This is a genomic window from Holospora elegans E1 (assembly GCF_000648275.1).
Taxonomy (GTDB): Bacteria; Pseudomonadota; Alphaproteobacteria; order Holosporales; family Holosporaceae; genus Holospora; species Holospora undulata_A.
This window is the reverse complement of the sequence record NZ_BAUP01000124.1, coordinates 13,303-40,044: the sequence shown is the minus strand read 5'-3', so window position 1 is coordinate 40,044 and position 26,742 is coordinate 13,303. Positions and strand designations below refer to the sequence as shown.

Sequence of the window (26,742 nt, the reverse complement as noted above, 5' to 3'; positions counted from 1 at the left end):
AATTTTATCTATTGTGTATTAATATATCAACGTTCTAAGGCTTTACGCAAGAGCGTTACATCTTCTTGTAAAGTTTTATCCTTTTGTAATAAATTTTCTATGGTCGAAATACCGTGAATAACGGTTGTGTGATCTCTTCCCCCAAAATTTTTACCAATATAAGGCAAAGAAGCCGTCGTGAGCTGCTTTGATAAATACATAGCAACTTGCCGTGGACGCACAATGTTTCGCAGTCTTTTTGCAGAATTCAAATCAGAAACCTTTAAATTATAAAATTCTGCAACTTTTTTTTGAATAAATTCCACTGTTAATTCTGTTTCATAAGGACGCAAGACATCTTTCAAAATCTCTTGTATCAAGGGAAGAGTTAACGTTTTTCCCACTAAACTTCCGTGAGCCGAAACGCGAAGCAAGGCGCCTTCTAGCTCTCTTACATTGGAAGAAATTTTACTGGCAAGAAAGTCTAAAATCTTTTGATCTATAGAAATTCCTAAGGAGGCTGCCTTTGATTGAAGAATCCCCAAGCGCAGCTCATACGTGGTTGGATGAATATCTGCCACTAACCCCCAACTTAAACGAGATTTCATGCGCTCTTTTAAGTCTAAGTCTGTAGGAGACTTGTCTGCAGAAATAATAATCTGACGTTTTTGATCTACTAACGCATTAAACGTATGAAAAAATTCTTCTTGAGTTGAATCTTTTCCGCTGATGAATTGAACATCATCAATAATAAGCACATGAACAGAACGAAAATGCTCTTTAAACGCCATGACGTTTTTGTAACGCAACGAACGCACAAAATCGTACATAAATTTTTCTGCGGAAAGATAAAGTACACGTTTTTTATACTGAGATCGTTCTAGAATATGATGGGCAATGCTGTGCATTAAGTGTGTTTTTCCGTGCCCTACAGGACCATATAAAAATAACGGATTGTATATTGCCTCATCACACTCTGCAACACGTCTTGCGGCAGCATGGGCAAACTCATTGGGCTTTCCTACGATAAAATTATCAAAAATTAATTTCGGGTCTAAGGCATACCCAGATAAAGAAAATTCCTGAAGACCGCCTTGGCTTTCTCGTAAACTTGAACTTCCTTGAGAATATTCTTGGTGCGAAGAAAAAGACTCTTCTTGCTCTTGATGTTCTACACTATCAAAAACTGTTTCTTCCACAATCAATGAAATTTGACAACATTGAGGAAATTTTCGTTTCAACAAAGGAAGGATCAAATCCAAGTAATGTTTTTCAATCCAATCCTTAACGAATAAAGAAGGAGCACAAAGTACCAAAATCCCGTTCCTAAAAGATTTTGTTTTTAACTGAGCAAACCAGTCCCGATAAACCGACTGGCCAAAATACTCAGATAGCAGCGACCTCCATTCCGGACCAGATGAATCTGGACACACCTCCTTTGTGAATAAAACTGAATCCAAATTCATAATAAGCCCCCTATTCAAAGAAAAAACTCTACCTAACCTCTATCAAGAAGCAATTGCATTTAATTTTTTCATTAAACGACTTATACGGCGCGACGCACTTCTTCGATGAATGATATTTTTCGCTGCAGACTTTGCAACAATACTTTGCGTGATACGAACTTCGTTTTTCGCCTCAGCAAGGTCAACTTGCTCAGCAGGACAAGACAAAATCTGACGAGTTTTCTTTAAAAAAGTTCGCAAACAGTGCAACTTTGAATGATTTTGTTGACGAACACGAGCGTCTCTACGCAATCTTTTTTTAGGAGAAATATGGTAAGGCATAATTAACTTTCATGTTTTAAAATCTCCTTATATGCTAGGTGATTTTTGAAAAAAAATCAATGGGCTGGAATCCACTCTTCTGTTTAGTTCGTTTCAAGTAATAATATTTTAAGCATTACATCAGTATGCCTATAAAATTGATTTGACAATAAAATCTATGTACTTTTTCGTATCTTATTAAAAATAATTTTTATAAAAAATTCTAAATTTTAACTATTTAAAAAATTTGAAGCTTTTAACCAAAGATCTTTTTTGTTAGAAATTGGCAAAGGAAGTCTTTTAAAAGTCTCTAAAAAAGATTGTATGTAAAATTTGTGAATATTAAGATTGCTTTAAAAGCTGTTTTGTTCGAGGGGGAAAGCGGTACAAATGTAAAAAATGTGGAAAAATTTTCACGAGGCATGCCCGAGAAATACAAGCTCCAAGCCCTTGTTTTATACGCAAGCGGTCTTTCAATGAACCGAATTGCTCAGCGTTTTGGTGTCAGCGCCACCGCTGTTTTGAAGGGGGGGCACCTTAGGATAAGGATATGCACCAAAGTTGATCCCTCCCCAGAAGACAAAGGTATTGTCAAGGAAGTCGATGAATTTTGGAATTATTTAAAAAAAGAAGCAAAAATTTGGATTTTTAAAGCTTGGATTTCTAAAGTCTATGATTGTGCTGGAAAAGGGCTCTTCGATTGGGAATTTGGTGATCGCTTGAGTCAAACATTCAAACGACTTTTTGAACGATTATTATTTTATTGCGCAGATCATTGGGCAGGGTTTAATAAAATTATTCCAAGCACTCGCCTTTTTCAGGGAAAAGATAAACGTTTTCCATTAAACAAAATAACGCTCCACATCGCCATTGGTTTGCAAGATCTCTCCCCCCTTGCAAACACACGATCACTTGAAATTCTAGAGGTAACATTGCATATTTTTGTAGAACTTCACACTAATAAAATATTGAAAATTCATCATGCTATCTTTGTTAAAAGTCTCAAAAATTTTTTTATTGTTAATTAAATATAGTTTTTTTCCAAGTTAAATCTCGATTTAAAATATAAGAAAAATTCGGATTATCAGGATCAACGCACACCAACACGCCCCATCCATTGCGAAAAATTTTTTGAATCAAAAGATGACGGCTGATAACTTGATCCACCCCCCCCAAGGAGCCCATACAATAGTTATCAACCTCATTGGTACGTGATAAGATGTTGTGTCGTTTTTATACACAGATTGAAACGGAAGCCCATTCATTAAATCACTAGCGTTTCCCTGCATAAGCGCAACTTTTCCGGTAATATTTTGAGTGATTTTACTTCCAGATCCATAAGCTCCATTATCTAATGTAGAAAAAAGATACTGAGCGTTAATCCATTGTGCAACAATCATTGGGGCTGTCAAGATCTGCTCAAGGATTGTCCCGCCTAAATCTTGGCGGTAATCGTAAGAGTGCAGAAACGCACGCCCTTCAAAATCAAGTTTTTTTGTAATATGCCACGGCGCTATAAAGAAAGAGGCGTTTTTTGCCAATCCCCATTCAGGACGAACTTGTGCCCAATCGGCGCTTTTTCGCGTCGTATACTCTAAACTTTTATCCTGGCTTTTATTCACTAACATTTCTCTAGAACGACGTTGACTATTTATTTTTCTTGCTTCTTTTAGATCCTTTTTTAGCTGGTTTATTTTTTCTTCAATGGCAGCACTGTAAGAACCTTCAGGATACAATTTTACTTCATCTGTTGTAGTGTTGTGTTCTGCTGCCAAAAAATAAGTTGTTTCAGGAATAAAAATTTTTGATTTACTAAGGTGGTTTCGCACACGTTCTTCGTTTAAAATTTTTGCGAGAACTTTTGCATTGCCAATGCCACTGTGTCCTGAGCAAGCACCACAGTGCAAAGCTGTTCCATAAGAATTATTTTCTGTAGTACTGCCATGTGCACACAAGACGACTAGAGACGAAAAATTTTTCGAAAGATTAATTGTTTTTATAATAGATTCTGCATAATAACATTGATCTTCAAAAGAAATAGTGTCTAATGAAGGAAATAACACACTGCAAGGACGAATTTTTTCAATAAGGTAGTTAAAAAACCTCACCGCAAATACAGGACTCACCGTCCTGACCAGCATCCAAAACGCTGAAAAAATTCCAAGCAACTCAACAACAGAAAAAGAGGTAATGAAATTACATTTTATAGACTGATAAAGCGCTCTTAGTGTAATAAAATTCCGATATTTTTTTTATCGTGAATTTCCAAAAAAGCATCGGGATACTCATTAACAGTGTGTTTAGGGCGCATTAAAGCCGGGCAAGATGCGTATGATTTTTTTGTGATAGTGTTGTGAGCGCGAATTGGGATTCCAAAAAACCCAGAATACCCAAAAGTTTCATAAGTTCTTGTGCTTTCCAGTGCTCTTCTAAAAGGTTCAGACCGCACATCAACACAAAATACAAGTTGCGCCATAGGAATAAGCTCTTTATTCTTTCCGCCCCCCCCTTGTTGAAGAGAAATTTTTTTTAAAAGTGGGACAAGATAGTCATTTTCAGATTTTTCCAGTATCTCTATTGGATTTTTCTTTTGAGACTCTTTATCTTGTGCGGTTTTATGCCACTTTATAAGATCAAGAGCGTTTTCCCAAAGAACACAAGTCATCCCCAAACGCATTGCAATGTACTCTGTTTCCAAGTTTTTATGGAAGTGGTTTGATTCTTCTTGGGCCCAGTGCGTGCAGTACTTGATATAAGAAGCCCACCCATGCAAAGTCGTAAGCATTAATGTTAAGAATAAACCATGGATTTCTTCTGGAATGTCAAGCTCTAAAAGACACTGGTAAATTGCTTCTTGTGGATTTTCGGGTAAATTCAATATCCATTGCTTTTTTTTTGATTCCCTTCATGAATTTGAAAGTCAAAATAAGCAAGTTTCTTCCATGCAATATAAAGTCCTTGTGAACGAAAAGGCATGGAAATTGTTGCTTGCCCTTCATCAAAAAAAACCTGAAGCCATTTTATGGTTTGCAGATTAATAAGTTCTATAGGCGCTGGCATTTCTGTTTGTTGAAAAAATACTGCTCCTTTTATCAGCGCTTCTTCAATGGGCAAATCTTCCAGCCCTTTTAATGGGTTGACAGCTACAAGATTTTTAAGCGGCCAAAAAGGAGCAATAGTCTTCCAGCTTTCTTTTACAAGAAACGTTATCTTTTCAAACACTTTCTTTATCCTTTTAAAGTTTTACTTTTTTTGATCCCCTCTATCATTTTCACAAAACCACCTATATTCGGTTGTACCCTTTATGACAAGCGGTCACTGTAGCAGAGCAAGGTTGACTGCTATTCAGCATCTTAACGTAAAGGATTAAAAATCTATCGGGAATTTCAGATTTCAAACGTGAAAAAAACAAAATCAACACCCAAAGAACTGGAATGATTAAAGCACTACTATGTAATAAATTCAAGGGTTGAGGTTGCATAAAACCTAACGGAGAAAAGATTGAATCAAAGACGTACACATTTATTCCGTAAAGAACTGCCACCATGGTGGCGATCAAGAGAGCTAAAAAAAAATTTTTAAAGGATACTTTAAATAGTGTCGTTAACGCCAGCTGCGTACTTGTGATAAATACAATCCCAATAACAAAACACGTCGTATCAAAAGAAAAAAAAGATTGATCGTTTATTACTGTAAAAAGGTAGCTGCCCCAAAATCCACAAACAAGTGCTAATAAAAAACAATGCAATCGTGGAGGATACCCCAGATCTACCCGCTCTTCCTTTGCTGCCCCTCCAGAAGAAAGAAATAAGTACGCTTTAAACACACCATGCCAGCAAAGATGAGCAATGGCAGAAGAAAAAAGCCCCAATCCACATTGCACCAACATGAACCCCATTTGTCCCATTGTAGAACATCCCAGCATGCGCTTTACATCTGCCTGCATTAATTTCCAAACAGACCCTAAAAGCGCACTCACCAACCCCACAACAAAAATAACATTTAGTATTTTTGGAAAATTGAAATAAAGTGGAGAAAAACGTGCCAACAAAAAACCTCCCCCATTGATTATTCCTGCGTGCATAATTGCAGACACAGGAGTGGGAGAATTTAATGAACTGATAAGCCAGCGATGAAAGGGATAAATTGCAGACTGAGTCATAGCACCTAAAATAAGCATTATTAACGCACAAAAAATAAAAATTGAGTTACTTGAATGATGAACAATATATTGAATAGAAAGACTTTCGGTTTCTTTATACAAAAGGATAAAGGACGTCGCGATAAAAATGAACCCCAAAACAAAATTTTTAAATGCAAGTCTTCCAGAAGCTCTGGCTGCTTTCCACGAAGGCTTGTGTGTCATAAGCCGAGCCGTCATTCCATTGCAACATCCCCAGGCACTTAAAAAAACTACCAAATTATCTGAGATTGTTATCAAAATTACAGAAGTCAAGAGCACCGACATATTCAAAAAGAAATTATTATAAAGTGCGTCTCCTTTCATATACTCTTTTGAAAAAAGGCACACGACAGTACCCAAAAATCCGATCAGTACCATCATTGCTATTGCTAGAACATCAACATAAAATAAATTTTTAACGAGAGCAATACTCATCAACTCCCCCTCCTCTTCTTTAAACTTTTTACCCCTACACTCAAACAAATCTTACCTTTGAATTTTCTTTAGTTAACTTATTTGCAAGGTAAAACATTATAACCTCACGATTTTTCTAGTTAGACACTCTAAATATCGAAAAACATTATGCCACCAAACCTCTTAACATTGCAATGGTTTTTATTTTTTCTTTGCATGTGCTGATTTACGGTTAATACCACGATAAATATTATAGATCATTTCATTCCTTTGTTATATCACAGTATAAATCGCTACTTTTTAAATCTTAAAAATCTTTTTTGACTTAAAAAAATACATTATCTTGTTAAAATGGCCTATACCTGATACCCTGTACGCATATTTAGCATTTTCTATATTAAATAATGACTGAAGATCCAGGATACATTGATAGCCATTGCCATCTTGATCGGTATCCCTGCCCGAAAGAAATTGTGCATCGCGCTCAAAAGGTTGGTATAAAAAATTTATTATCAATTTCTGTTCATAAAGACAATGCATTTGAAGTCCTAAAAATAGCAGAAGAGTTTTCTTGTGTATACGCTTCTGTTGGAGTTCACCCTTGTGACACCAACCAAGAATCTTTATTAGGCTTAGAATCTTGGTTGATTACCATGTCTTCTCATAAAAAAGTTTTGGGCTTGGGAGAAACAGGAATCGATATGCAGGAAACTTCTCCCCAATTAGATCTTCAGCTTCAAGGATTTGAAGCGCATGTTAATGCAGCGTTGCACACTGCATTGCCCTTGATTGTCCATATTCGTAAAGGGTTTGATGTTTTGTTTGATTTTTGGAAAAATTGGAATAAAGACACCCCTTTGGGTGTATTGCATTGTTTTTCTGGAACATGGGAGCAAGCTAAAATAGCTCTAGATATGGGATGGTATTTAAGTTTTTCTGGTATCGTTACTTTTAAAAAAAATGGAGAGCTACCAGAGGTAGTAAAAAAAGTCCCAGAAGCTCAATTTCTTTTAGAAACTGATGCACCGTGGCTTGCGCCTGAGCCATATCGAGGGCGCCCTAACGAGCCTGCATATTTGGTGCGTACTGCTGAAAAAATTGCTCAGATTCGCTCTTGTTCAGTATCGCAAGTGCGCCAAAGTAGCACAGAAAACTTTTATCGATTATTTAAAAAATTCTAAAATATGAATTTGACGTACTTTCGTGCCATCTTCAAAAAGATTGCAGAAATTCGTAAACTTTTTCTGCAAGTTTTTTAGAAAAACCAGGGACAGCCTTAAGGTCTTCCAAAGAGGCGCTCTTTAGTGCTTCAGCATCTGGAAATATACACCGAAGTTTTTCTTGGCGTGCTGGGCCAACCCCTGGAATTTGTTCAAAAAGACCTTGAACCATGGCTTCCCTGTGTTTACGTCGATACGCTTGAATTACGTATTGATGCGCTTTATTTCTTAATCTTTGAAGAAAGTGCAGTAAGGAATCTGTTTCCAACAAGCGTATAGGCTCTTGATTTTTCCGATAAAATATTTCTTTTCCGTCCCTATGTTGGGGGCCTTTTGCGATTCCCAACAAATCGATGTGGTGAAGGTTTAGCATACACAGCGCGTCATAAGCGGTAGATACTTGCCCTGCCCCTCCATCTACTAAAATAAGGTCTGGGGCAGAAATGTTTTTAGAAAAGCGCCGAACAAGCATTTCTCTAAGTAAAGCGTGATCATCTCCCAAGGTTTTTCCCATAAAAAGAATACGAGAATTTTTTGCTTGCCATACCCCATTTTCAAAAGACACCATTCCCGCACAACTATAGTGTCCTTGGACGTGGCTATTGTCGTAAACTTCGATATGAACAGGAGCTTTAGTAAGTTGAAAGACTGTCTTCATGCGTTGACTTAATACAAAAATTTCATCTTTTGCTTGAACGTACTGTAAAAGTGCATGCTGTGCATTTAAATTTGCATGGGACAAAACATTTTGATAAGCCTCATTACAAGGAATAGTTGTTAATTTTACGTTCACTTGATGAAGATATTCAAGCGCTTCAATAACGTCAAAAGAACACGGATGCGAAACAAGAAATTCTTTTGGAGGCTTTACATTAAAATAAAATTGACGAATAAATTCAGACAAAACCTGTCCTGTTTCTGCCTGTGTTGTTCCTGGGAAAAAAAAATGTTGCCCTCCATAATTGATACCTTGACGAAAACAGCATACTTGTAAGCACGTCACTCCGTGGTCAAACGCAGCTGCAATAACATCCAGGTCTTCCTTTGGAACATGTCCAAAAGATTGCAAAGTTTTTGCTTGATGGATCCAACGCAGACGATCTCTTAAAGTCGCCGCTTTTTCGTAAGCATAGTGAGCGCTGGCCGTTTTCATTTCTTCTAAAAGTGTTTTTTCTAATTTATCAGATTTTCCCTTCAAAATTTGAAGGGCCCCTTCTACTGTCTTTTTATACTCTTGTATAGTGATTTTTTGCACACAAGGCGCACTACAAGACTTAATATAGTATTGAAGACAAGGACGTTTGCGTCTTAAAAAAACGTGGTCGCTGCAAGAACGCAACTGAAATGCTTTGTAAATGTAAGTCTTTGTTGTCTCTAAAATGTCGCGATTCCAAAAAGGGCCAAAAACCTTTTCCCCTTCTAAAAAATTAGATCGTTTTGCCAATAACGCTGGAAAATCATGGATAGAAAGCGCTAAGTACCATAAGGCATGCCCTTCTTTTAACAAAATATTAAAGGGAGGCTTTTTCTTTTGAATAGTATGAAGCTCTAAAAGCAAAGCTTCTAACTCGTTGTGTGTTACTGTGTAGCGCACAGAACGAATTTTAGAAACCATTTGCTGTAAGCGCAAAGGCAGAGCAGAAATACGCGTATAAGAAATAACACGACGCGCTAACCTTTTGGCCTTTCCCACATAAAGAACAGATCCTTTAGCGTCCAGCATCTCATACACCCCAGGAAGATCTGGAATGCATGATAATGCTTGAGTTAACGCTTTTACTCCTTCTTCGTACATCAATTATTTCAAAAAACTAAATTAAAAAATAAAAATCCTATCGTATTAAATTTCCGATACGCTCTAATCTTAAACTCCACCACGTCCATGGCTTGATCAGTGTAAAATCATCTCCTAAAGAAAAAAATACAATCTTTGCCGGGCCCAAGACGTAATCTGTGTATACGTATCCTAGATCTTCTGATCGACTGTCCCCTGAACCATCTTGATTATCTCCTTGAAAGAAATAATGATTTTCTGGAACAACAAACTCTTTTGTGTTGTCATAGCGCGCCGAACCGAAGGGTCTTATTTTAAGAACCTTATGAGAAATTTTTTTTCCAGTCTCTTGAGTTTTTCCTTTTTTGTCTACTTTTGCCACTGGAAGTTCTCGTATGTAGATATCTCCTTCCACAAAGGACTCTCCATCATAGGCGCGATATTTTTCAGAAACCTTGTTCATAGGGCAAACTTCACCATTAATGTACAGCATCCCTTCCTTCATTTGAATTCTGTCCCCGGGAAGCCCAACTAACCGCTTGACATAATCCATCGAAAATTTCTTCGGACAAGTAAACACGACCACATCGCCTCGTTTTGGACGATCGAGAACTGCAACACGACCGGAAAAATAATCAATCCACTGACTAAATAGAAAACTAAATCGACATACGCCATAATTAAATTTAGTAACTATTATGTGGTCTCCTACCAAAAGTGTGGGAATCATAGACCCCGTAGGAATGCGATACGGAGAAAATATAACGGACCGAATAATAATTACGAAAAAAATTGCATTAATCCAAGATAAGACAGAATGCTCACGAGATTTCTTTTTTTGTTGAAAGGAAAACATAAAATATTCCCCGACTACCCTACAAACGTTTTCTATCTATATCACTTTTTGCGCTTCAAGTCTATACCGAAAAAAGAATTTCACTAAAATCTATTGCCTTGTTTCAATAATGCTTTTGGGTGAATGACATTTTAGAACCCGTCTTCACAATTTAAATAAGATCTGATACAAAGCTTAGTTAGAAGGTAAATGACATGCCCTATCCGAGAGAGTTAAGTGACACACAATAGAGATTTAATAAATCTCATTTTGATACAGGGGATTATGGTAAAAAACGTAAGAAAGTGCTTACTAACGGGGGGGTATCTCATAAAGACGAGCTGTCAGTGGCACTTTTTTCCGCAAGATTTATATCCTTCCATGAAAAAGTGTATACAGGTTTTACATTCAAGAAAGCCCCAAGCGAAATTTGGGAGAAAATGATAAGGGATTTTGCGGAAAAAAGCCGAATAAACAATGGACAAGACAATCCGACCTGCAGTCTAATTAACTTAAAAAGTGCAAAAACAACGCACAAAGCTGTAAATCAAGGGATTGATGAGGAAAAAACGGTCAAAGAGCGTAAACGCCATAGTGTCACGGATGCCCTAGGACATAATTTTTCATCTGAAGGTTTGCACTGTTGCGGGATGAAAGGCATTTGATAAGGCGAGCATAAAATATCCAGCACTTAAAGGCGTATGCCCCGTTGCTGGTTCTCGTAAAACGTTCGAAGGGTTTGTTCAAAACAATATTGAAGAAGAATATTGAAGAAGAATATTGAAAAAGACCGTAGAGATTTTGGCACGTATTACGCCGGATTGGGCGATTTTAGCGAAAAGATAGGGGGTAGAAAGACTATTTGCTTGGCTAAATCATTTTATGCGATTGGCCAGGGAGTATGAAATAAACGTTCAACCGGAAAAACACAACACTATGATCCCCCATCCAATGCTACTGATTCGTCGGTTGGCTTAACTGTGAAGATAGGTTCTGATTGTTATGTAAGCGTAAAGAATCAGAATTAAGTTGCCAAAACAGATCATTGCGTTGCATATGTAAAAAATTGTTGATAGAATTGAGAAACTGAAAAATAATGATCTGCTTACTGATGACTCAAGCATTTTTGTTCGAGGTGTACAGTGATGAAATTCCCGCAAATCTTCAATGGGATGCATATCATCGCATTAGACGTCATATAGACCAAGCGCTTAAATCCGAAGAATTGATAGGAAACGTTCAAGGATTTTGTTCTTTGCGACGCGTTGGCTTTTTAATCCTTGAAATGGATAACTCTGCAGAGAGGTCTTCTTTTATTAAAGGTCCAAGCGCCAAAGCCCCTGATTATGTTATCGAAAAATTTTTGCACATACACGGATCAGAGAACTGTTACCAGCAAAAAAACTCTAAGGGAGATGTTTGGGTTGCAAAAAATCAACTTGAAGCAGTAGAAAAAAAGTTACATCGAATCTGTGTGGATTTTTTAGAGCATTTTTACTGGCAAAAGCGTATGCATTGGCACAAAACTGATGATTTTAGCTGGATTCGTCCCATTCATTCTTTGCTTTGTACGTTAGACGATAAGCAGTTGAATTGGACTTTCAGGCCTGATGGGCTTTGTTTATCTACAAAAAATACAACCCCCGGTCATCCGGCATTATGCGAAAATCCTTTAGAGAAAATCTGGATCTCTGTTCCCCAAGCTTTGGATTATAAAGAAACGTTGAAACAAAAAAATTTGTGGGTTTGTCCTTTGGAACGTTTTTCTTACCTTCAGGGGGAACTAAGGACCTTGGCTCAAAATCACGGGTACCAAGTTTTTGAAGAGGATTTAGCTTCTAATGGACTTTTAGGAGAAGTTTCAGGAATGACCGAATGGCCGAAGGTTTTTTTGGCATCTTTTTCTGAAGATTTTTTAAAACTCCCTTCTCCTTTTTTACTCACAACATTAAAGCATCATCAGCGTTGTTTTCCTTTAAAAATTCAAGAACAATTAGCACCGCATTTTATTGTTGTTTTAGATGGAAAAGATCCTACTTTGGAAGTTCAGCGTGGCCATCAGCGCGTTGCAGAAGCAAGGCTATCTGATGCATTGTTTTTTTGGAATCAAGATCTTCGTCAACCACTGGCAAGATATAATCAGCATCTTAAGGAAAAAGTATTTTTTGAAGGGCTTGGTACTATGCTTCAAAAAGTTCGTCGGTTAGAGGTGGTAGCAACGAAATTGGATAAATCTGGCGCATTAAGCGCTGCAGCAGCACTATCAAAGGCGGATTTGGCAACTCAAGCAGTACGAGAATTTCCAGAACTTCAAGGTATCATGGGAAAGTACTATGCGTTGGCTCAAGACATTGACCCCTTGATAGCAGAAGCGCTGGAAGAACAATATTTTCCTCTTACCCCCAATCAGGATCTAAAAAATCAAAGTTGCCTTGGAGGGTGGTTGGGAATGATAGATCGTATGGATACATTGGTTGGGTTTTTTAGTATTGGAAAATACCCTACAAGCTCTAAAGATCCTATGGCATTGCGTAGAGGAGCTTATGGTTGGGTGCGCCTTGCAGTTCAACACCCCTACCCTTTTTCTATTTCAGAAAGTATTCGCATTAGCCTTGAAAGTTATCGAAACACCCAAAAGATGGATAGTTTATCTCATAAGGACAGTTTAGATTTGCTAGAACAGTTAATATTTAAGCAATTTTCCCGTTACCTGGAAGAACACAGCATTTCTCGTGAAATTGCAGAAGCTGTTGGGACGTTTAGGTTTTCTAAATCTTTAAAAGAGTTGTTTGTGCTTGCTGATGAGTTGCGTATTTTTTTGCAAGAAGATGCGGGGATCGCGTTCCTTTCTGCCTATAAACGTATGTTTTTTCTACTTCATCAAGACAAAGAATACCTTACAGAATTTGGGGTTCCAAAAGATTCGGAACTTACTGAACCCCAAGAACGACAGCTGTGGAGTCGTATTTCAACTCCTTGGAATAAAGAGTATTTTATGAAAAATGCTTTGGGATTTTCTCAATGTATTCATCAGTTTTTGGATACACTTCCTGTGAAAGGAGTTCCTTCGAGAATAGGGCTTCTTGCGGGAGCTTTGCGATACACGCGCCCATTAGGGAATTTGTTAAGCTTATTTACCCCCCCTCGTTAATATTTGAATTTTTGTAGATTATGAGAGAAGAGCGTTTTTTAAAGCCTTTTCCAAAGCGGCGCTGTGGGATTTTTTTTTCATTTATTAAATGGCTTCTGATTGTGTCTGTATGGTCGGTGCTTGCTTTGGGAGCAGTTGTTATCTGGTTCGGGTACGATTTACCTTCTGTTGAGGAAATTACAAGACTACATCGAGATCCGCATGTTTTAATAAAAGATCGTTTTGGAAATGCTTTGGGGAGTTATGGAATTTTTTACGGAAGAACTGTTGATATCAAAACTCTAAAACCTTATTTGATTCAAGCGTTACTGGCCACTGAAGATCGAAGATTTTTTTATCATTTCGGTATTGATCCTATAGGAACTTTTCGAGCATTTTTGCGTAACGTTAAGGCAAACGGTGTAGTGCAGGGGGGAAGCACCATTACCCAGCAACTTGCAAGAAATTTTTTTGAAAGTAAAAAACTTCATAATTACAAAAATAGATCGTTAAAACACAAAATTAAAGAAGCGATTCTTGCAGTAAAATTAGAAATGACGTTCACGAAAGAGCAAATTTTAACGATGTATTTGAATCGTGTTTATTTAGGAGCCAACGTTACAGGGCTAGATGCTGCGTCTTTGTATTATTTTGGACACAATGCCAGTGATTTGACTTTATACGAAGCAGCAATTTTGGTTGGAATGTTAAAAGGTCCGTGCAGATATTCTCCTATTTCCCATTATGAGCGCTCAGAATCTAGAGCCAAACGTGTGTTACAAAACATGGTTGAAGAAGGTTTTATTACTCAAGAAGACGCAGCCACTGCTATGGCTTTGCCTTCTTCTATAGAAATATCCACACAGAAAAAAAACTTGTTTCGATATTTTACTGATTGGATCATGACATGTCTTCCAGACCTTCTAGAAAACATCACAGAGGATATCGAAATTATTACGACAATAGACACCAATGTACAAAGCATTGCAGAAAAAGAAGCATTGAAAATTATGAAAGCGCGTGGCACTAAAGTTCACGCCAGTCAAGTAGCGCTGTTATGCACCAAGGCATCTGGAGAAATCTTAGCCATGGTGGGGGGCGTAGACTATAGAAAAAATGCTTACAATCGTGTAACTCAAGCAAAACGGCAAGCAGGATCTAGTTTTAAATTTTTTACCTTTCTTGCAGCGCTAGAAGAAGGATACGATCCAGATTATCTTATCAGCGATTACCCCATAGAAATTGGGGGATGGAAAGCCAGTAATTACAAACACAAAGCTCGAGGAGAAGTGTCAATCCGCACAGGATTTGCTTATTCTATTAATGCAGTGGCTGTAAGACTTGCCAGTTCTATAGGATTAAAACGCGTTAAACGTCTTGCAAAAACTTTAGGAATTTCTTCTGAATTACCCCACAATTACAGTCTAGTTCTGGGGTCTGGAGAGGTAACATTATTAGAAATGACTGGATCATACCTTGTTACTTTGAATGAGGGAAAAGCTGTGCGTCCTTATGGTGTGGAAAGAATTTTGAACAAAAAAGGAAAAATATTGTATCAACACCCAAAAGATCAAGATTCGGATGCGTCGTGCGTATCGCAAGAAGCAATTCAAGAAATGCGCAGCCTTATGAATAGCGTTGTTACGGAAGGATCTGGAAGAAAAGCCCGTTTACAATCAGGCCTTGGAAAGGAAGTTTTTTGTGGTGGAAAAACGGGAACTTCTCAACGGTACAGAGATGTTTGGTTTATTGGATTTGCCGGTCCTATCATGACGGGAATTTGGTGCGGAAATGACAATGAAGCGCCTATGGTTAAGCCTGCTGATGGGTGGCCTACTGTACATATATGGCGTGCTTTTAATGAAAGATTGTTAAAATATTTTGACAATCCTAAAGCAGAAAATTGGAAAAAAGAAGAACGCATAGAAATATCAGAAGACGAAAATAAAAAAGTTTCTGAAGATAAGCTCCAAGAACAAAAAAATAAGAAAGAGCAAGAAGATGACGATGATGGAGACGATGAGGATGAAGATGATGAAGATGATGAAGATGATGAAGATGATGAAGATGATGAAGATGATGAAGATGATGATGAAAAAAATGATAGGAAGAAAAAATCTAAACTTCCATCAAATACCACGCCATCATTGCCTGCTGGGCCTAACGCTTCTGGGGAAAGCGCTTCAAAACCCGCTCCTAATGAAGAAGCGCTTATAAAAGAAATTTTGTCAAACATCAACGCAGCCCCTTCTTTGGATAAACATTAAGAGATAGAGCTTTTGTTATGGGGGGATGAACAGAAAAAAATTTTTTCTTGATGCGCCCCCCTTTTTAATTATGATTTATTAATTTATTAAAGCGCAGACAAACTGGTTAAGGGGAAAAGATCTTAGATGTCAGACAAATTTTTTGTAGTAAAGAATTTTTATCAAAATTCTGTACTGCCCACAGCAAATGGTCTTGGATCCATGTAGTTATCAAAGTACGCATTCAATTCGTACAGTTCTTTTTCTTGTTGGGTTTCTTTAGATAAGGGCTCTTCTGGGGGGTCATTTTGACCTGAATTTTCGGGGTTATCTGAAGTTTCGTTTTTTTCAGAAGAGGCCGGGGGTTCTTCTGAAGAATCTGGAGATTTTTCTCCCTGAGTGCCATCCTTTTCCAATGAAGAAGCGGGAAGTTCAGGAACAGAAAGATTCAAAGAAGTGCCAGAATCTTGCGCATATCCAGATTTTCCAAAAATCAAAAAGATCCACAATATTTTTTTTAAACTCATACTATTCAATAAGAAAAATGCTCAAAGCGAGTGTAAGATAGTTTATCAAAAAAAATATTAAGGTCCGGGACTTTGAATTTATTTATACTCAATCGTTTTAGCTTTTTGTAAACTATTCTTGTTCAAGATATAATGTTGTGATATCCTTCTTCTGTGGGGAACCTAAATTTTTTGGATTTTGTGTTTTTGAATTTTTTAGCAATAAGTATTTTAGGGGGAATTTTTTTATGGGGGTGCAGACCTGGCCCGTCAATTTCACCAAAATCAAGTTATTTTTCTAGTCCTTGTGTGGCTATTAGTGCAGAAAAAATTCAGGTCGTTGAACAAGAAGCTCTCGTTTCGTCCTGGAATACCTTGTTAGATGTTAATTTAGTCGATATGGTTCGACAATGGACAAAAAGCGCTTTTTCCTGTTCTGGATCCGGCCCTACCTTTAATGTAGAAATTATAGAAGCAAAATTAGCACCACTTAAAGAAGTCCAGCCAACTAGTTCTGATGCAGATGAAAATACTTATGTGGGAATATTGGGAGTGCGAGTGTTTATGGGGAAAAATCCATTATTATCTAAGCAGTCTCATACCGTTCATTCTAAGGTATCTATGGTAATTCCGTCTCATTACACGTTAAAAGAACGCAGACAAGTTGTGTTAAGTTTGGCGGAAGAGGTTATTGAAAGTCTTCACAAAGAAGTTCTTCGCTACCTTGAAGTTCAAGACAGATTAAGAAAGTAAATATTGTATAGGGTGTGTTTTCTTGAGATAAGACGTTGAATTCAGCATGCACAGCCGCAAGCCTTTTAAGGTTAGGGGAAGGCCGAGTTCCCCTTTGAAGAAAATATAAGTAAGGGAATATTTTTCCCTAAAGTTCTAAAGAGACTTCTTAAAGGTTGTCTTATTAGGGCTTATTTTTTTTATTTTTGTTTTGGATTCGGAGGTATCGGAAATTTTTGATTTTCTCCTTGCTTCTCTTATATTTCTAATTTCTTTTTCTAATTCTTGTCTCTGTGCTGCGAATTTTTTTAGTTTTTCTGCTTTATTGTTCAACTGATTCCTTTGAGGTCCCGATTCAGTATTGTTTTTTGTATCTGTGTTTTTAGTCAGTGCGGTAAGTTTTTTTCTAATTTGTTCCATCTCATTTTCTATTTGTTTACATTCAGAGTTTATTAATGCAATATATTCGTTTATTTTCGAAATTTTGGCATTTTCTTCTAAGTCAGAAATCTGTGTTAAAATAACTGAAGTTTCTGGTATAGAAGCTAAGGGGTTTTTCGGTAAAGAGTCTTGTTGCTGATTTTGTGGATTAACTGATGAAAAAGTTGCTGACTGAGCTAAATCTGCTAACTGAGTTTGGGGGGCCTGATTTTGTAAATCAGCTTCGTTGAAGCCTTCCCTGAGGGCGACATTATTGAGTGTTTGATCTGTTTGGGAGAGAAGTTTGGAGGAGTTCAGGGGGGACCCGTCGGTCACTTCATTTGTTTTATTATAATCTTTATAATCTTTTTGCTTCAAAATCACCGAATCATAAGTTTGAGAATCATGAGTTTGAGTTTGTTCTTCTTGAATATTATTAGGTGTGGGGAGCTCGGCGGACATTTTTTCTTCGGTATTGGTGGGTGCCTTATGCAAATCTTCCTCTGTTGATGGTTCCTGAACTGAGACCTCGGAACTTTGAACAGCTTGTTGCTGATTTTGTGAATTAGCTGACTGAGCTGAATCTGCTGTTGAGATTTCTGAATTTACTGCTGTTGAGATTTCTGAATTTTTCCCTTCTTTTTCTTTCTTTTTTCGGCGTTGGAGTCGCTCTTGTAATGATTTTTGTTGAGCTGCAAAGTCTGTTTTAATAAGTTTGCCGGTTTTATCATAATCCTCATCATAAGCCTTAATCATACTCTTTGTTGTTTGCCCATCTGTTGTTATGCGTGCCTCTTCTACCTCTTTATTGATGGCTTGATTGACGTCTTTGATCGTGCGTTCCACTGTATTCTTTGGCTTTGAATCATTTTGAATAAAACTTTGATTTGAGGAGGTATCTTGTGTATCATCACTTATAGCACTTGTAAGGTTTTTAGTTTCCTGGTTATCGGTTGAAGGTTCCTGGTTAGCGGTTTCTTCAGAAACAATACCTTGTTCAGGGCTTTTAATAAAACGAAGATTATCTAATAATGTATTTATTGCTCTCTTTTTTTTCTTTGAATCGTTTTGTCCATCAGGTGAGTTTTTCGAGCCATCTCTTTCAATTTCAAAGTTTTTCTCGTTTTGTCCATCAGGTGAGTTTTTCGAGCCATCTCTTTCAATTTCAAAGTTTTTCTTCTTTAAGTTTAGTTTCTCTTCTTTAAGAGCGTTTATTTTAGTTAAATTTTCCAAAACGTGTTTTAACTCCTCATTTTTGGTGATAGAAAATGATTGTAATATTTTTTGCATCTCAAGCAATTTTGGAAGCTCTGTTGCTAAATTGCCGTTCAAAGAAAATTTTTCGTCTCTATAAGCTTTCGCTGTATTAATCCAATCAGAAAAATTCAAAGGATTTTTTGCATAATAAAGATTTTTCTTAAATTCTTCCAAAGAGATCTCTTGTTTTCCTAAGAACTGTATGAATCCATCGAAAAAATCCTTCTCTTTTGTTAATCGTTTTAAGCTTTGGAAGTACTCGAACTCGAAATCCTTTAAGCTGATATCTTTCTGTGGATCTTCGTCATTTTTTATGGAGGGGACAGACTGATTTTCTTGGATTTGTTCTTGATTGTCAGTTTTCTGCTGATTAGCATCAATCACAACGGCAGTGCTTTTTTTTAAAGGAAGATCAAGACCGTATTCTCTTTTAACTTTTTGTACATCATCGTCAGTTTTCTGCTGATTAGCATCAAGCACAACGGCAGTACTTTTTTTTAAAGGAAGATCAAGACTGTATTCTCTTTTAACTTTTTGTATATCATTCACAGACGGAGAGGGTAACCTTTCTATTACATGATCCTTAATACTATCTTTAATTTCAATAATATAAGGAATATCATCTAAAAGCTGTTCCAAACTATAGCTATATTTAGATCCGCTTCGAAAAACAAGTTGTATAATTTTTGCAATAGAATAAAAATTTTTTTTTAAAGATTCTAGATCTTGTATGGTATCATTTGGATATTCATTTAAAATTTCTTCTAAATAATCAGTATATTTTTTTGCATCCGAAGCCAGTTTAAATAATTCATACATTGATTTGTTCTTCATCAATTCTTTTGCTTCAATAAAGTCTCTATCTTCATCCTGTGAAAGCTCATGTGTAAGATTTTTTTTTTCCGTTAACGCTTTGTTAATGTAATTAACATTATCGGTACATTGGTCCAATCTATCAGCAAGCTCTGATCTAAGAGCGCACTGACTTTGGGGCCATATATTAATTAAAAAACATAATAAAAAAAATTTCTACAATTAAAATTTTTCATTTCAAATATGTGTACTACAAATATTATTTAAATTGTAGCAAAAAAAATTTTATTTTTTATCAAGTTCAATAAGATAAGAATTTTTTGCTGCGGATAAAAGAATGTGCTACTCTATTGGTGATTTTCTTAACTTTGTCCTTTTGTGTCAAATCATTCTTTGGAATCTTCTATATGGCCTGGATTTGTTGACTTGTTGTCAGCAATGTTAATGGTGGTAATTTTAGTATTTACAATGTTTGCGCTTTCAAATATTTGTCTTCAATACACGGTTCAAGAAAAAGAAAAAAACTTGAAAAATTCTAAAATCTTGTTTGAACAACAAAGTATGCGTTGGAAAAAAGATGTTGTACGAGCCCGTCAAGAATCTCAAGCGCTTAATAAAAAGTTGAAAGAATTAGAAAAAATGGATCAAAAAGAGATTCAACGTTTAGTGGCTCTATACAGTACTTTAATGGAACACTTAGATGTTCAGGAGAAAAATTTAGAAAAAGTTCGACAAGATGCTTGGCGTGCAGAAGTATGGATTCAGGAAAAAGATAAAAAAATAAGTTTACTTGAACAACATATTGAACAATTAATGGAAGAAAAAATCAAGCAATTATGGAAGTCTCGTTCTGAATTTCTTGAAAAACTTAGAGTACTGTTAGAAGGCAGAAAAGACGTAAAGTTGGTAGGAGATCGCTTTGTATTCCAATCAGAGGTCTTGTTTGAAATGGGGTCGGCTCAAGTTGGTCCTAATGGTAGAGAGGCCTTACGTAATTTTGCCATAGCTTTAAAAAAAATTTCCGTTTCTATTCCTAAAGATATTAATTGGGTGTTGCGCGTAGATGGACACACAGATCGCCACCCTTTAAAAGAAACCAGTCGATTTAAAAATAATTTAGAACTATCCGTTGCACGAGCTCTGGCAGTGGTTACATTTTTAAAAGAACAGGGTATTCCAGAACACCGGTTGGTTGCCGCGGGATTTGGAGAGTTTCATCCTTTAAAAGCAGGACAATTTAGTGATAAAGATCGACGTATTGAGCTGGTTCTAGATGATAAAAAAATCTAATATTATTAATGAGTTATGCACCAATTTGTGATTTCGAAATTTCGATCTTATCATAATGCGGTGCTGGAGTTTCCTCAAGGAGTGGTTTGTCTAGTAGGAGATAACGGAGCGGGAAAAACCAATCTCCTAGAGGCACTTTCATTATTTGCACCAGGAAAAGGGTTAAAAGGTACAAATGCGTCAAATTGGCACCATAAAGGAGATTTAGAAGCATCCTGGACTTTAAAATTGTCGCTTCAAAGCCCTACAGGGCCTTTAGTTTTAGAAACGTTTGAAAGCAAAGGAAAGCGCTGCATTACAATGAATGGTGTGCGTTTAAAGCATCAACTAGAGATCTCTCAGTGGATTTCTATTCATTGGATTACCCCTGCTATTGATCGCATGTGGAATCAAGGATGGTGGGCTAGAAGAAAATATTTTGATCGTATCGTTTTTACGTTATATCCCGCTTATGGAAAATATTTGCAGTCCTATCAGTTGGCAGTGCAAGAGCGGAACCGGGCACTGAAATCTCAAGCGTCTTCTTTTATATTTGATGCTTTGGAAGAAATCATGGCGCATAATAGTGTAAAAATCTACAAAATTCGCCAAGAAGCGTTAAAAATGTTGGGGATTTTTTTGCAGCTTTTCCCCTCATTCCCCTTGCTTTCTTTGGAAACACACGGAGAATTTGAATCCCTAATGGCTTGCCTTACTTTTAATGAAAAAGATTTGCCTCATCAAGAATCGGAATTAAAAAAATACTGGAAAACAGTAAGAACTAAAGAGTTTCATAAAGGAACGACAATGTTTGGTCCTCATCAGTGCCAATGGGCTGTAACACATCCCAATTCTCAAGAAATAGCATCTTGTTCCACAGGAGAACAAAAAAGTATGCTGCTATCACTGGTTTTGGCGTGGTCCAAAGCAATTAAACATTTTCATCCCAAGGAATTTCATTTTTTATTACTAGATGAAGTAAGCGCACACCTAGATAAAATGCACCGTGAATCACTATGGAAAGCGCTAAGTGAGTTAGATATGTGTGTATGGATGACAGGAGTACACCAAGAAGTTTTCAGTGGTGTTCTAGCTAAAGCTTGGGTAAGAATAAAACAACTGGAAGAGCAAAGTACTTTATTTATAAAAAGACCTTAGGACAAACCACTATTCTTATCGACAACAGAAAGAAATTAACTCTTAAACCTAAAAAATTTTGAAACTTTCTAATTTTCGCAAACAAATATCTACTTTTTTTTTGCAACGATAAGCCATTAATTTAGGGCGTTTTTTTCTGCTTGCATATTTTTGATAAAACTTTTCAATCAACGCTTGCACTTTTTTATTACGAACTTCCCCGCCTGGAGCTCCAACTAGCACTACAATAACAGGGTGATAGTTTCGCACGGTAAAAGTAGACAAGTTATACCCAGCATGAGAAGTGTACCCCGTTTTACCCATACACAATCCTTCGACTTTTCCCAATAAACGATTGGTGTTACGATAAGTTCTTTTTTGATAAGAAAAAGTTTTCGTCCCTAAAAAATGACCGTACTTAGAAAATCGAAACCAAATTGCTCGCATTAACAACGCAATATCTTTTGAAGAAGTTTTTTGATCGGGATGATGCCATCCAGAAGGATTTTTAAATACCGTACGACGCATTCCCAACTTGTGCGCATATTGATTCATAAGTTTGACAAACTTAGAAACGTTTCCTGATAAATTTTCTGCTATAACAGTTGCCACATCATTACAAGATGACACGCAAACTGCCTGAATACACTCTTTTACCGTTAATTTCTGTCCTGGCTTTACCCAAAGTTTCATAGGAAGGCACCGACTTGCATTCTTTGAAACCCAAAAAGGAGTATCTAACTTTATTTTTTTTCTTTCCAATGCATCAAAAGTAATGAACACTGTCATTAATTTTGTTAAAGATGCAGGAAAAATACGGTTTTCTTCGTTAAATCCTTCAACAACAGAGCGATTGATGGGGTCAAGCACCACATAGCAAAGTGGCTGTTTTTTTGCAAACCCAGCAACACTCCCCCACACTGCAAAAAGAAAACAACATCTATAGTACGCTTTCACTTAAAATGTTCCTCCGCTTTTTAATTTTGTTTTGTAAACAAAAAATTATTACTAAACATTTTTTAAGTGTATCACAAAAATCAGGTTTTAAACAAGACATAAATATATTTTTTTCTTTAAATACGATACGAATTCGAAAAACAATTTGTTTGTTAATTCGAAACTATTTGTTTATATCGTTTTTATAAAAATTATTTACTGCGTAAAATGTTGGTAATATTTTTTTATGTTCTGCAAAAATTTTGTGAGAAAACAAAGAATTATCGTTTTCTAGCTTTGCTTCTTGTTCTTTTTGTCGACATGTACTAGAATACGTTTGTGTAAATAGCGAACATCCCAGTAATATATGGCCTCTTTTAGCCAAAAAGATTTGGAAACGTTATGGCACGTTATTGATATTTATTTAGAAATTCGAAGTCCAGTAAGCTCTAAGCGGGTTGCAGAACGGCTTGGTTTTACCAAATCATCTGCAACGTTGCGCTCTATTATGGCAAAATTAGAAAAAGATGGCTTGTTAAGCTCTGAACATTGTTCTTCTGGTCGCATCCCTACATCTGACGCGTTGCGTCTTTATGTCCAAAAGGTGCGAAAAGTGAATTATCTTTGTCAGGCAACAGAAGACGCCTTACAAGTTGCCTTTAGGTCGTGGCGTGTTCAATTTTGTCCTGATGGTGTTATACAGACTATTGCTTCTTTATGCAGATGTGCAGGATTTTTCTTTATGCGGTCTATTCGAGTTCCATGCTTGAAGCATTTAGATTTTATTTATATAGCGCCAGAGCGTGCTGTAGGTGTTTTGATCTTTGAAAACGAAACTGTTTCTCCCTATGCGCTTCGATTGCCAAAACGAGTAACTCCACGGCATCTTCACTCATACCATCGTTATTTAAATCCTCATATTGTAACAGATCGGTCTTTAAGCGCTGTGCGCCAATATGTTTTGCATCACGAAAGCCCTGAGTATCTTGCAGAGTGCTTAGAAAATTTGGAAGAAAGCGTTACGTTAAAGCAAACCTCTTCGCAATACATGCTGATTAAAGGGCAATCTCAATTAATTGATGCGATCTCAGGCGCCACCACGCTTTCAACCTTTCAAGCTCTGTTGCAGTGGCTTGAAAAAGAAGATGCGTTAATGCATATTTTATCTCAGTTACCACGAGACCCAGAAGACTTTTATATTTTTTTTGGAAGAGAGCATGAGACCTTTTCTTTTGAGGGGTTTAATCTAGTATTTACGCCTTTTTTTCGAAAAGATGTCCAGGGTGCTATTGGTGCAATTGGTCCGTTTTATATGGATTATCAAAAAGTTATCCCCGTTATAGAAAAAATGACTCAATTTATGAAGGAGTAGAAAAATGAAAGAAGAGTTAGAAAAAGAAACGCTGCATCTCCACACGAAGGAAGATGAGGCGTGTCAAGTATGCACAGAGCAAAAAATTGCTGCTTTAGAGGAAAAAATTCAAAATTTAGAAAAAGAAAAGCTTCTAATTATGGCAGAGACAGAAAATCGTTGCCGCCGAGTAGAAGCATTTAGTAAAGACAGAGAGCAGTTTGCTCTTACGGCTTTTTCTAAAGAACTATTAGCGGTGGCAGACAGTCTTCAGTGTGCTTTAAATGGCCAAGAATCTGAAGAAAATTCAGCGTTTTATAAGGGGATTAAGTTAACATCTTCTTTGCTGCAGAATGTTTTTGAAAAATTTGGAATTGCAAGGATACATCCGCTGCATCAACCGTTTACTCCTGAGCTTCATCAAGCCATTAAGGAGGTGCCTGATGTTCATCACGAAAAAGGAATCGTTGTAAGTGTTTTGCAAGAAGGATATACTTTGCATCACCGCGTATTACGCGCAGCATTAGTAGTTGTTTCTTCTGGAAATCAAGAAGGCAGTAATTAGTTTCTATTTAACTAGGTAAGTAAAATTTAAAATCTTAAAGGAACAAAAAATAGTTACAATCAAATTATTAAAAATATCGAAAATTGCTTACCTAGAAAAATTTTCAGATTTTTTTCAGACTTGACGAAAGATAAACTGTTTGTTACAGTAAAAATATGGCGAGTGTAGCTCAGCTGGTTAGAGCGCTAGGTTGTGGTTCTAGAGGTCGCCGGTTCGAAACCGGTCATTCGCCCCTTTTGATTGATTTTTTGAGTTTTGACTGAAGAATTAAGTAGTTTACTCTTTGGTTGAAGTTTTTTTGAAGGGCTTTTGTAGTATTTATCTGTGCAAAGAAATCGACGTTTAGTTTAGGAAGAAAAAATCAGAGAAATATTTATCCAGTAAAAATTTCTCGTGAAAAAAGGACAAACCACCTATGAAAAAGTTAATCTACTTATGTCAAAGCTGTGGACTTCAGCATGCAAAGTGGAAAGGAAAATGCGATTGTGGAGAATGGAACACTCTTGTTGCTCAAGATCCCCAGGCGTTGCATAAAGCTCATTCTCATCAAAAAATTGTTGTGGAATCTCTTCAACAGAAAGAAGATACGAGATTTTCTAGAATTTTGACTCACATCAAAGAGTTTGATCGCACTTGTGGAGAAGGGATTGTAGCAGGATCTGTAACTTTACTGGCCGGAGACCCCGGTATAGGAAAATCAACTCTTTTGTTAAAAGTGGCCGCCGCACTGGCAGAGCGCATTCCTGTTATTTACGTGTCTGGAGAAGAATCTGCTGCTCAAATTCGGTTCAGAGCGCATCGCATGGATATTCAGAATACTCCTATTCATCTTATTGCAACTCATGATTTAGACGGGGTATTATCCAACATCTCTTCTTTATTATCCCCAACAATTCAAGGTGTAAAGGGGTATGTAATCATAGACTCGATCCAAACATTAGCATCAGGAGAAGTATCTTCCACTGCAGGAACGTTGACTCAAATTCGTCATTGTATGCAACTTTTAATTACGCTGGCAAAACATACTGGGCTTGCAATAATGGTAGTAGGGCACATCACAAAAGATGGCATGATTGCGGGTCCAAAAGTTTTAGAACATATGGTAGACACCGTTCTATATTTTGAAGGGGAAAAAACTCACCCCTATCGCTTACTTCGTACGGTAAAAAACCGATTCGGTCCTACACAAGAAATCGGTGTATTTGACATGAATTCTAAAGGGTTAGAAGAAGTAACGCATCCTTCACGTCTTTTTTTAAGTCAAAAGTCCCACCTTATTCCTGGATCGTGTATTTTTTCTGGGATGGAAGGGTCTCGCCCTTTGTTACTAGAAATTCAAGCTCTCTCTGTTCCGTCATTTTTAGCAAGCCCAAGAAGATCAGTTGTTGGATGGGATCATAATCGTCTTTCTATGATTTTGGCGGTCCTAGAAGCACGATGTCAGATTCAATTTTCTAATAAGGATGTATTTTTAACAGTACTGGGAGGTATCCGGATAACTGAGCCTGCTGCCGACTTGTGCGTTGCACTGGCATTACTGTCTTGCTTGAAAAAACGCCCAGTCCCTCAAGGGGCCATAGCATTTGGAGAAATAGGTTTAACCGGCGAAGTCAGGCCAGTTCCCTATAGCGCACAACGATTAAAAGAAGCAGAACAGTTGGGGCTAACATCGGTATTCATGGCACCTTCTTGTGTGACGACTTCTTTAACCTCTTATCCAATTCATCATGCGCAGGATATTTTGCAACATTTTGTGAAATGAAATTGAAACGTAAAATAAAATATTAGGGCCTTCCTCAATTAAGTTGATTTAAACTTCCTATACTGATGGTCCTTAAATTACCTTATCTCGCAACACTCCCAAATGTGCGATAAGTTCCGCTGTTTGTGAAATATTCAGCTTGCTTACAGAGCCCCCACTTGACACCATTAACTTTTGATCCTTCTTATACTTCTCTACATGACGACTGATCGTCAATCAGAAGAGCCTTAGCAATTTGACGATAGCTTCCCCTTTGTCGGAAACAAAACTGCCTTAATCCTATCTTCTACGCGTCGGTTCGTAACGCAACACGATCTCCTTCTTTCAGAAATATGATACGTATTTTTATTAAATCCCGTCATTCGATCTAGAATTTTTTTGCTAAACTGAAAGCAATGCAAAGCCATTGCCTCGCGCTATGATAAACGTCCGTAAATTCTATGGGCG

23 protein-coding genes, 1 tRNA gene and 1 pseudogene are annotated in these 26,742 nt (G+C 37.0%); 13 read left to right on the top strand and 12 right to left on the bottom strand.

Annotation, left to right across the window (positions count from 1 at the left end):
- Positions 1-26 precede the first annotated feature (26 nt).
- The gene (gene dnaA, locus HE1_RS05065) at positions 27-1,445 is read right to left on the bottom strand and encodes a chromosomal replication initiator protein DnaA (RefSeq protein WP_035545399.1); all 1,419 of its coding nucleotides are present in this window, start codon (positions 1,443-1,445) and stop codon (positions 27-29) included.
- 42 nt (positions 1,446-1,487) lie between these two features.
- A complete protein-coding gene (gene rpsT / locus HE1_RS05060; RefSeq protein ID WP_006289219.1) occupies positions 1,488-1,766 on the bottom strand; it encodes a 30S ribosomal protein S20 in 279 nt (92 codons plus the stop codon).
- Between the two features lie 314 nt (positions 1,767-2,080).
- Between rpsT and HE1_RS09770 the strand changes: the two are divergent.
- Both HE1_RS09770 and HE1_RS05055 read left to right on the top strand, forming a co-directional pair.
- Positions 2,081-2,272: pseudogene (locus HE1_RS09770) on the top strand (helix-turn-helix domain-containing protein); the annotation flags it as partial.
- A complete protein-coding gene (locus HE1_RS05055) occupies positions 2,267-2,773 on the top strand; it encodes an IS1 family transposase (RefSeq protein ID WP_242837213.1) in 507 nt (168 codons plus the stop codon). The pseudogene HE1_RS09770 and the gene HE1_RS05055, both read left to right, overlap by 6 nt.
- Before the next feature lie 108 nt (positions 2,774-2,881).
- Here the strand turns inward: HE1_RS05055 and HE1_RS10035 are convergent, their stop codons facing one another.
- The 4 genes from HE1_RS10035 to HE1_RS05045 form a co-directional block, all read right to left on the bottom strand.
- On the bottom strand, positions 2,882-3,913 hold the full coding sequence (locus HE1_RS10035) for a putative inorganic carbon transporter subunit DabA (RefSeq protein ID WP_052567409.1): 1,032 nt from the start codon (positions 3,911-3,913) through the stop codon (positions 2,882-2,884).
- A gap of 56 nt (positions 3,914-3,969) precedes the next feature.
- Positions 3,970-4,623 carry a putative inorganic carbon transporter subunit DabA gene (locus HE1_RS10030; protein ID WP_052567406.1) on the bottom strand — a complete coding sequence of 218 codons (654 nt, stop codon included), beginning with the start codon at positions 4,621-4,623 and terminating at the stop codon, positions 3,970-3,972.
- Positions 4,620-4,967, bottom strand: a complete 348-nt coding sequence (locus HE1_RS10025) for a putative inorganic carbon transporter subunit DabA (protein ID WP_052567404.1) — start codon at positions 4,965-4,967, stop codon at positions 4,620-4,622. Before HE1_RS10025 ends, HE1_RS10030 begins: the two co-directional genes overlap by 4 nt.
- Before the next feature lie 61 nt (positions 4,968-5,028).
- Positions 5,029-6,363 carry a proton-conducting transporter transmembrane domain-containing protein gene (locus HE1_RS05045; RefSeq protein WP_006289213.1) on the bottom strand — a complete coding sequence of 445 codons (1,335 nt, stop codon included), beginning with the start codon at positions 6,361-6,363 and terminating at the stop codon, positions 5,029-5,031.
- A 383-nt stretch (positions 6,364-6,746) separates the two neighbouring features.
- Between HE1_RS05045 and HE1_RS05040 the strand changes: the two genes are divergently transcribed.
- On the top strand, positions 6,747-7,523 hold the full coding sequence (locus tag HE1_RS05040) for a TatD family hydrolase (RefSeq protein WP_035545396.1): 777 nt from the start codon (positions 6,747-6,749) through the stop codon (positions 7,521-7,523).
- Between the two features lie 31 nt (positions 7,524-7,554).
- On the opposite strand, the gene uvrC is transcribed toward HE1_RS05040, so the two are convergent.
- Together uvrC and lepB are read right to left on the bottom strand one after the other, a co-directional pair.
- Positions 7,555-9,357 carry an excinuclease ABC subunit UvrC gene (gene uvrC, locus HE1_RS05035; protein WP_006289210.1) on the bottom strand — a complete coding sequence of 601 codons (1,803 nt, stop codon included), beginning with the start codon at positions 9,355-9,357 and terminating at the stop codon, positions 7,555-7,557.
- Positions 9,358-9,394: 37 nt separating this feature from the next.
- Entirely contained in the window at positions 9,395-10,192 is a 798-nt protein-coding gene (lepB, locus tag HE1_RS05030; RefSeq protein ID WP_006289209.1) for a signal peptidase I, read from the bottom strand.
- A 284-nt stretch (positions 10,193-10,476) separates the two neighbouring features.
- Between lepB and HE1_RS05025 the strand changes: the two genes are divergently transcribed.
- From HE1_RS05025 to HE1_RS05015, 3 genes are all read left to right on the top strand, one after another.
- On the top strand, positions 10,477-10,836 hold the full coding sequence (locus HE1_RS05025) for a hypothetical protein (RefSeq protein WP_035545394.1): 360 nt from the start codon (positions 10,477-10,479) through the stop codon (positions 10,834-10,836).
- Between the two features lie 431 nt (positions 10,837-11,267).
- Positions 11,268-13,322, top strand: coding sequence for a glycine--tRNA ligase subunit beta (gene glyS, locus HE1_RS05020; protein WP_084491120.1), 2,055 nt, complete (start codon positions 11,268-11,270; stop codon positions 13,320-13,322).
- Positions 13,323-13,342: 20 nt separating this feature from the next.
- Positions 13,343-15,568 carry a transglycosylase domain-containing protein gene (locus HE1_RS05015; protein ID WP_052567399.1) on the top strand — a complete coding sequence of 742 codons (2,226 nt, stop codon included), beginning with the start codon at positions 13,343-13,345 and terminating at the stop codon, positions 15,566-15,568.
- Between the two features lie 161 nt (positions 15,569-15,729).
- On the opposite strand, the gene HE1_RS05010 is transcribed toward HE1_RS05015, so the two are convergent.
- Complete coding sequence (locus tag HE1_RS05010) at positions 15,730-16,044, bottom strand: hypothetical protein (RefSeq protein WP_162480395.1); 315 nt, start codon at positions 16,042-16,044, stop codon at positions 15,730-15,732.
- 201 nt (positions 16,045-16,245) lie between these two features.
- On the opposite strand from HE1_RS05010, the gene HE1_RS05005 reads away from it, so the two are divergent.
- A complete protein-coding gene (locus HE1_RS05005) occupies positions 16,246-16,806 on the top strand; it encodes a hypothetical protein (protein WP_152531071.1) in 561 nt (186 codons plus the stop codon).
- A gap of 135 nt (positions 16,807-16,941) precedes the next feature.
- Here the strand turns inward: HE1_RS05005 and HE1_RS05000 are convergent, their stop codons facing one another.
- Positions 16,942-19,413, bottom strand: coding sequence for a hypothetical protein (locus tag HE1_RS05000; protein ID WP_035545388.1), 2,472 nt, complete (start codon positions 19,411-19,413; stop codon positions 16,942-16,944).
- A gap of 240 nt (positions 19,414-19,653) precedes the next feature.
- Between HE1_RS05000 and HE1_RS06600 the strand changes: the two genes are divergently transcribed.
- A complete protein-coding gene (locus HE1_RS06600; RefSeq protein WP_052567397.1) occupies positions 19,654-20,565 on the top strand; it encodes an OmpA family protein in 912 nt (303 codons plus the stop codon).
- A 15-nt stretch (positions 20,566-20,580) separates the two neighbouring features.
- Positions 20,581-21,702, top strand: coding sequence for a DNA replication/repair protein RecF (gene recF / locus HE1_RS04990; protein WP_006295181.1), 1,122 nt, complete (start codon positions 20,581-20,583; stop codon positions 21,700-21,702).
- 48 nt (positions 21,703-21,750) lie between these two features.
- Here the strand turns inward: recF and HE1_RS04985 are convergent, their stop codons facing one another.
- The gene (locus HE1_RS04985; RefSeq protein WP_052567396.1) at positions 21,751-22,638 is read right to left on the bottom strand and encodes a D-alanyl-D-alanine carboxypeptidase family protein; all 888 of its coding nucleotides are present in this window, start codon (positions 22,636-22,638) and stop codon (positions 21,751-21,753) included.
- Positions 22,639-22,984: 346 nt separating this feature from the next.
- Between HE1_RS04985 and HE1_RS04975 the strand changes: the two genes are divergently transcribed.
- From HE1_RS04975 to radA, 4 genes are all read left to right on the top strand, one after another.
- Entirely contained in the window at positions 22,985-23,989 is a 1,005-nt protein-coding gene (locus HE1_RS04975; RefSeq protein WP_006295186.1) for a heat-inducible transcription repressor, read from the top strand.
- Between the two features lie 4 nt (positions 23,990-23,993).
- Positions 23,994-24,533, top strand: a complete 540-nt coding sequence (locus HE1_RS04970) for a nucleotide exchange factor GrpE (RefSeq protein WP_006295188.1) — start codon at positions 23,994-23,996, stop codon at positions 24,531-24,533.
- Positions 24,534-24,691: 158 nt separating this feature from the next.
- A tRNA-His gene (locus HE1_RS04965) sits at positions 24,692-24,765 on the top strand.
- A gap of 183 nt (positions 24,766-24,948) precedes the next feature.
- Complete coding sequence (radA, locus tag HE1_RS04960; protein ID WP_006295190.1) at positions 24,949-26,295, top strand: DNA repair protein RadA; 1,347 nt, start codon at positions 24,949-24,951, stop codon at positions 26,293-26,295.
- Positions 26,296-26,522: 227 nt separating this feature from the next.
- Here radA and HE1_RS09090 read toward each other — a convergent pair whose 3' ends face one another.
- Positions 26,523-26,696 carry a hypothetical protein gene (locus HE1_RS09090; protein WP_206537250.1) on the bottom strand — a complete coding sequence of 58 codons (174 nt, stop codon included), beginning with the start codon at positions 26,694-26,696 and terminating at the stop codon, positions 26,523-26,525.
- Between the last annotated feature and the right edge of the window lie 46 nt (positions 26,697-26,742).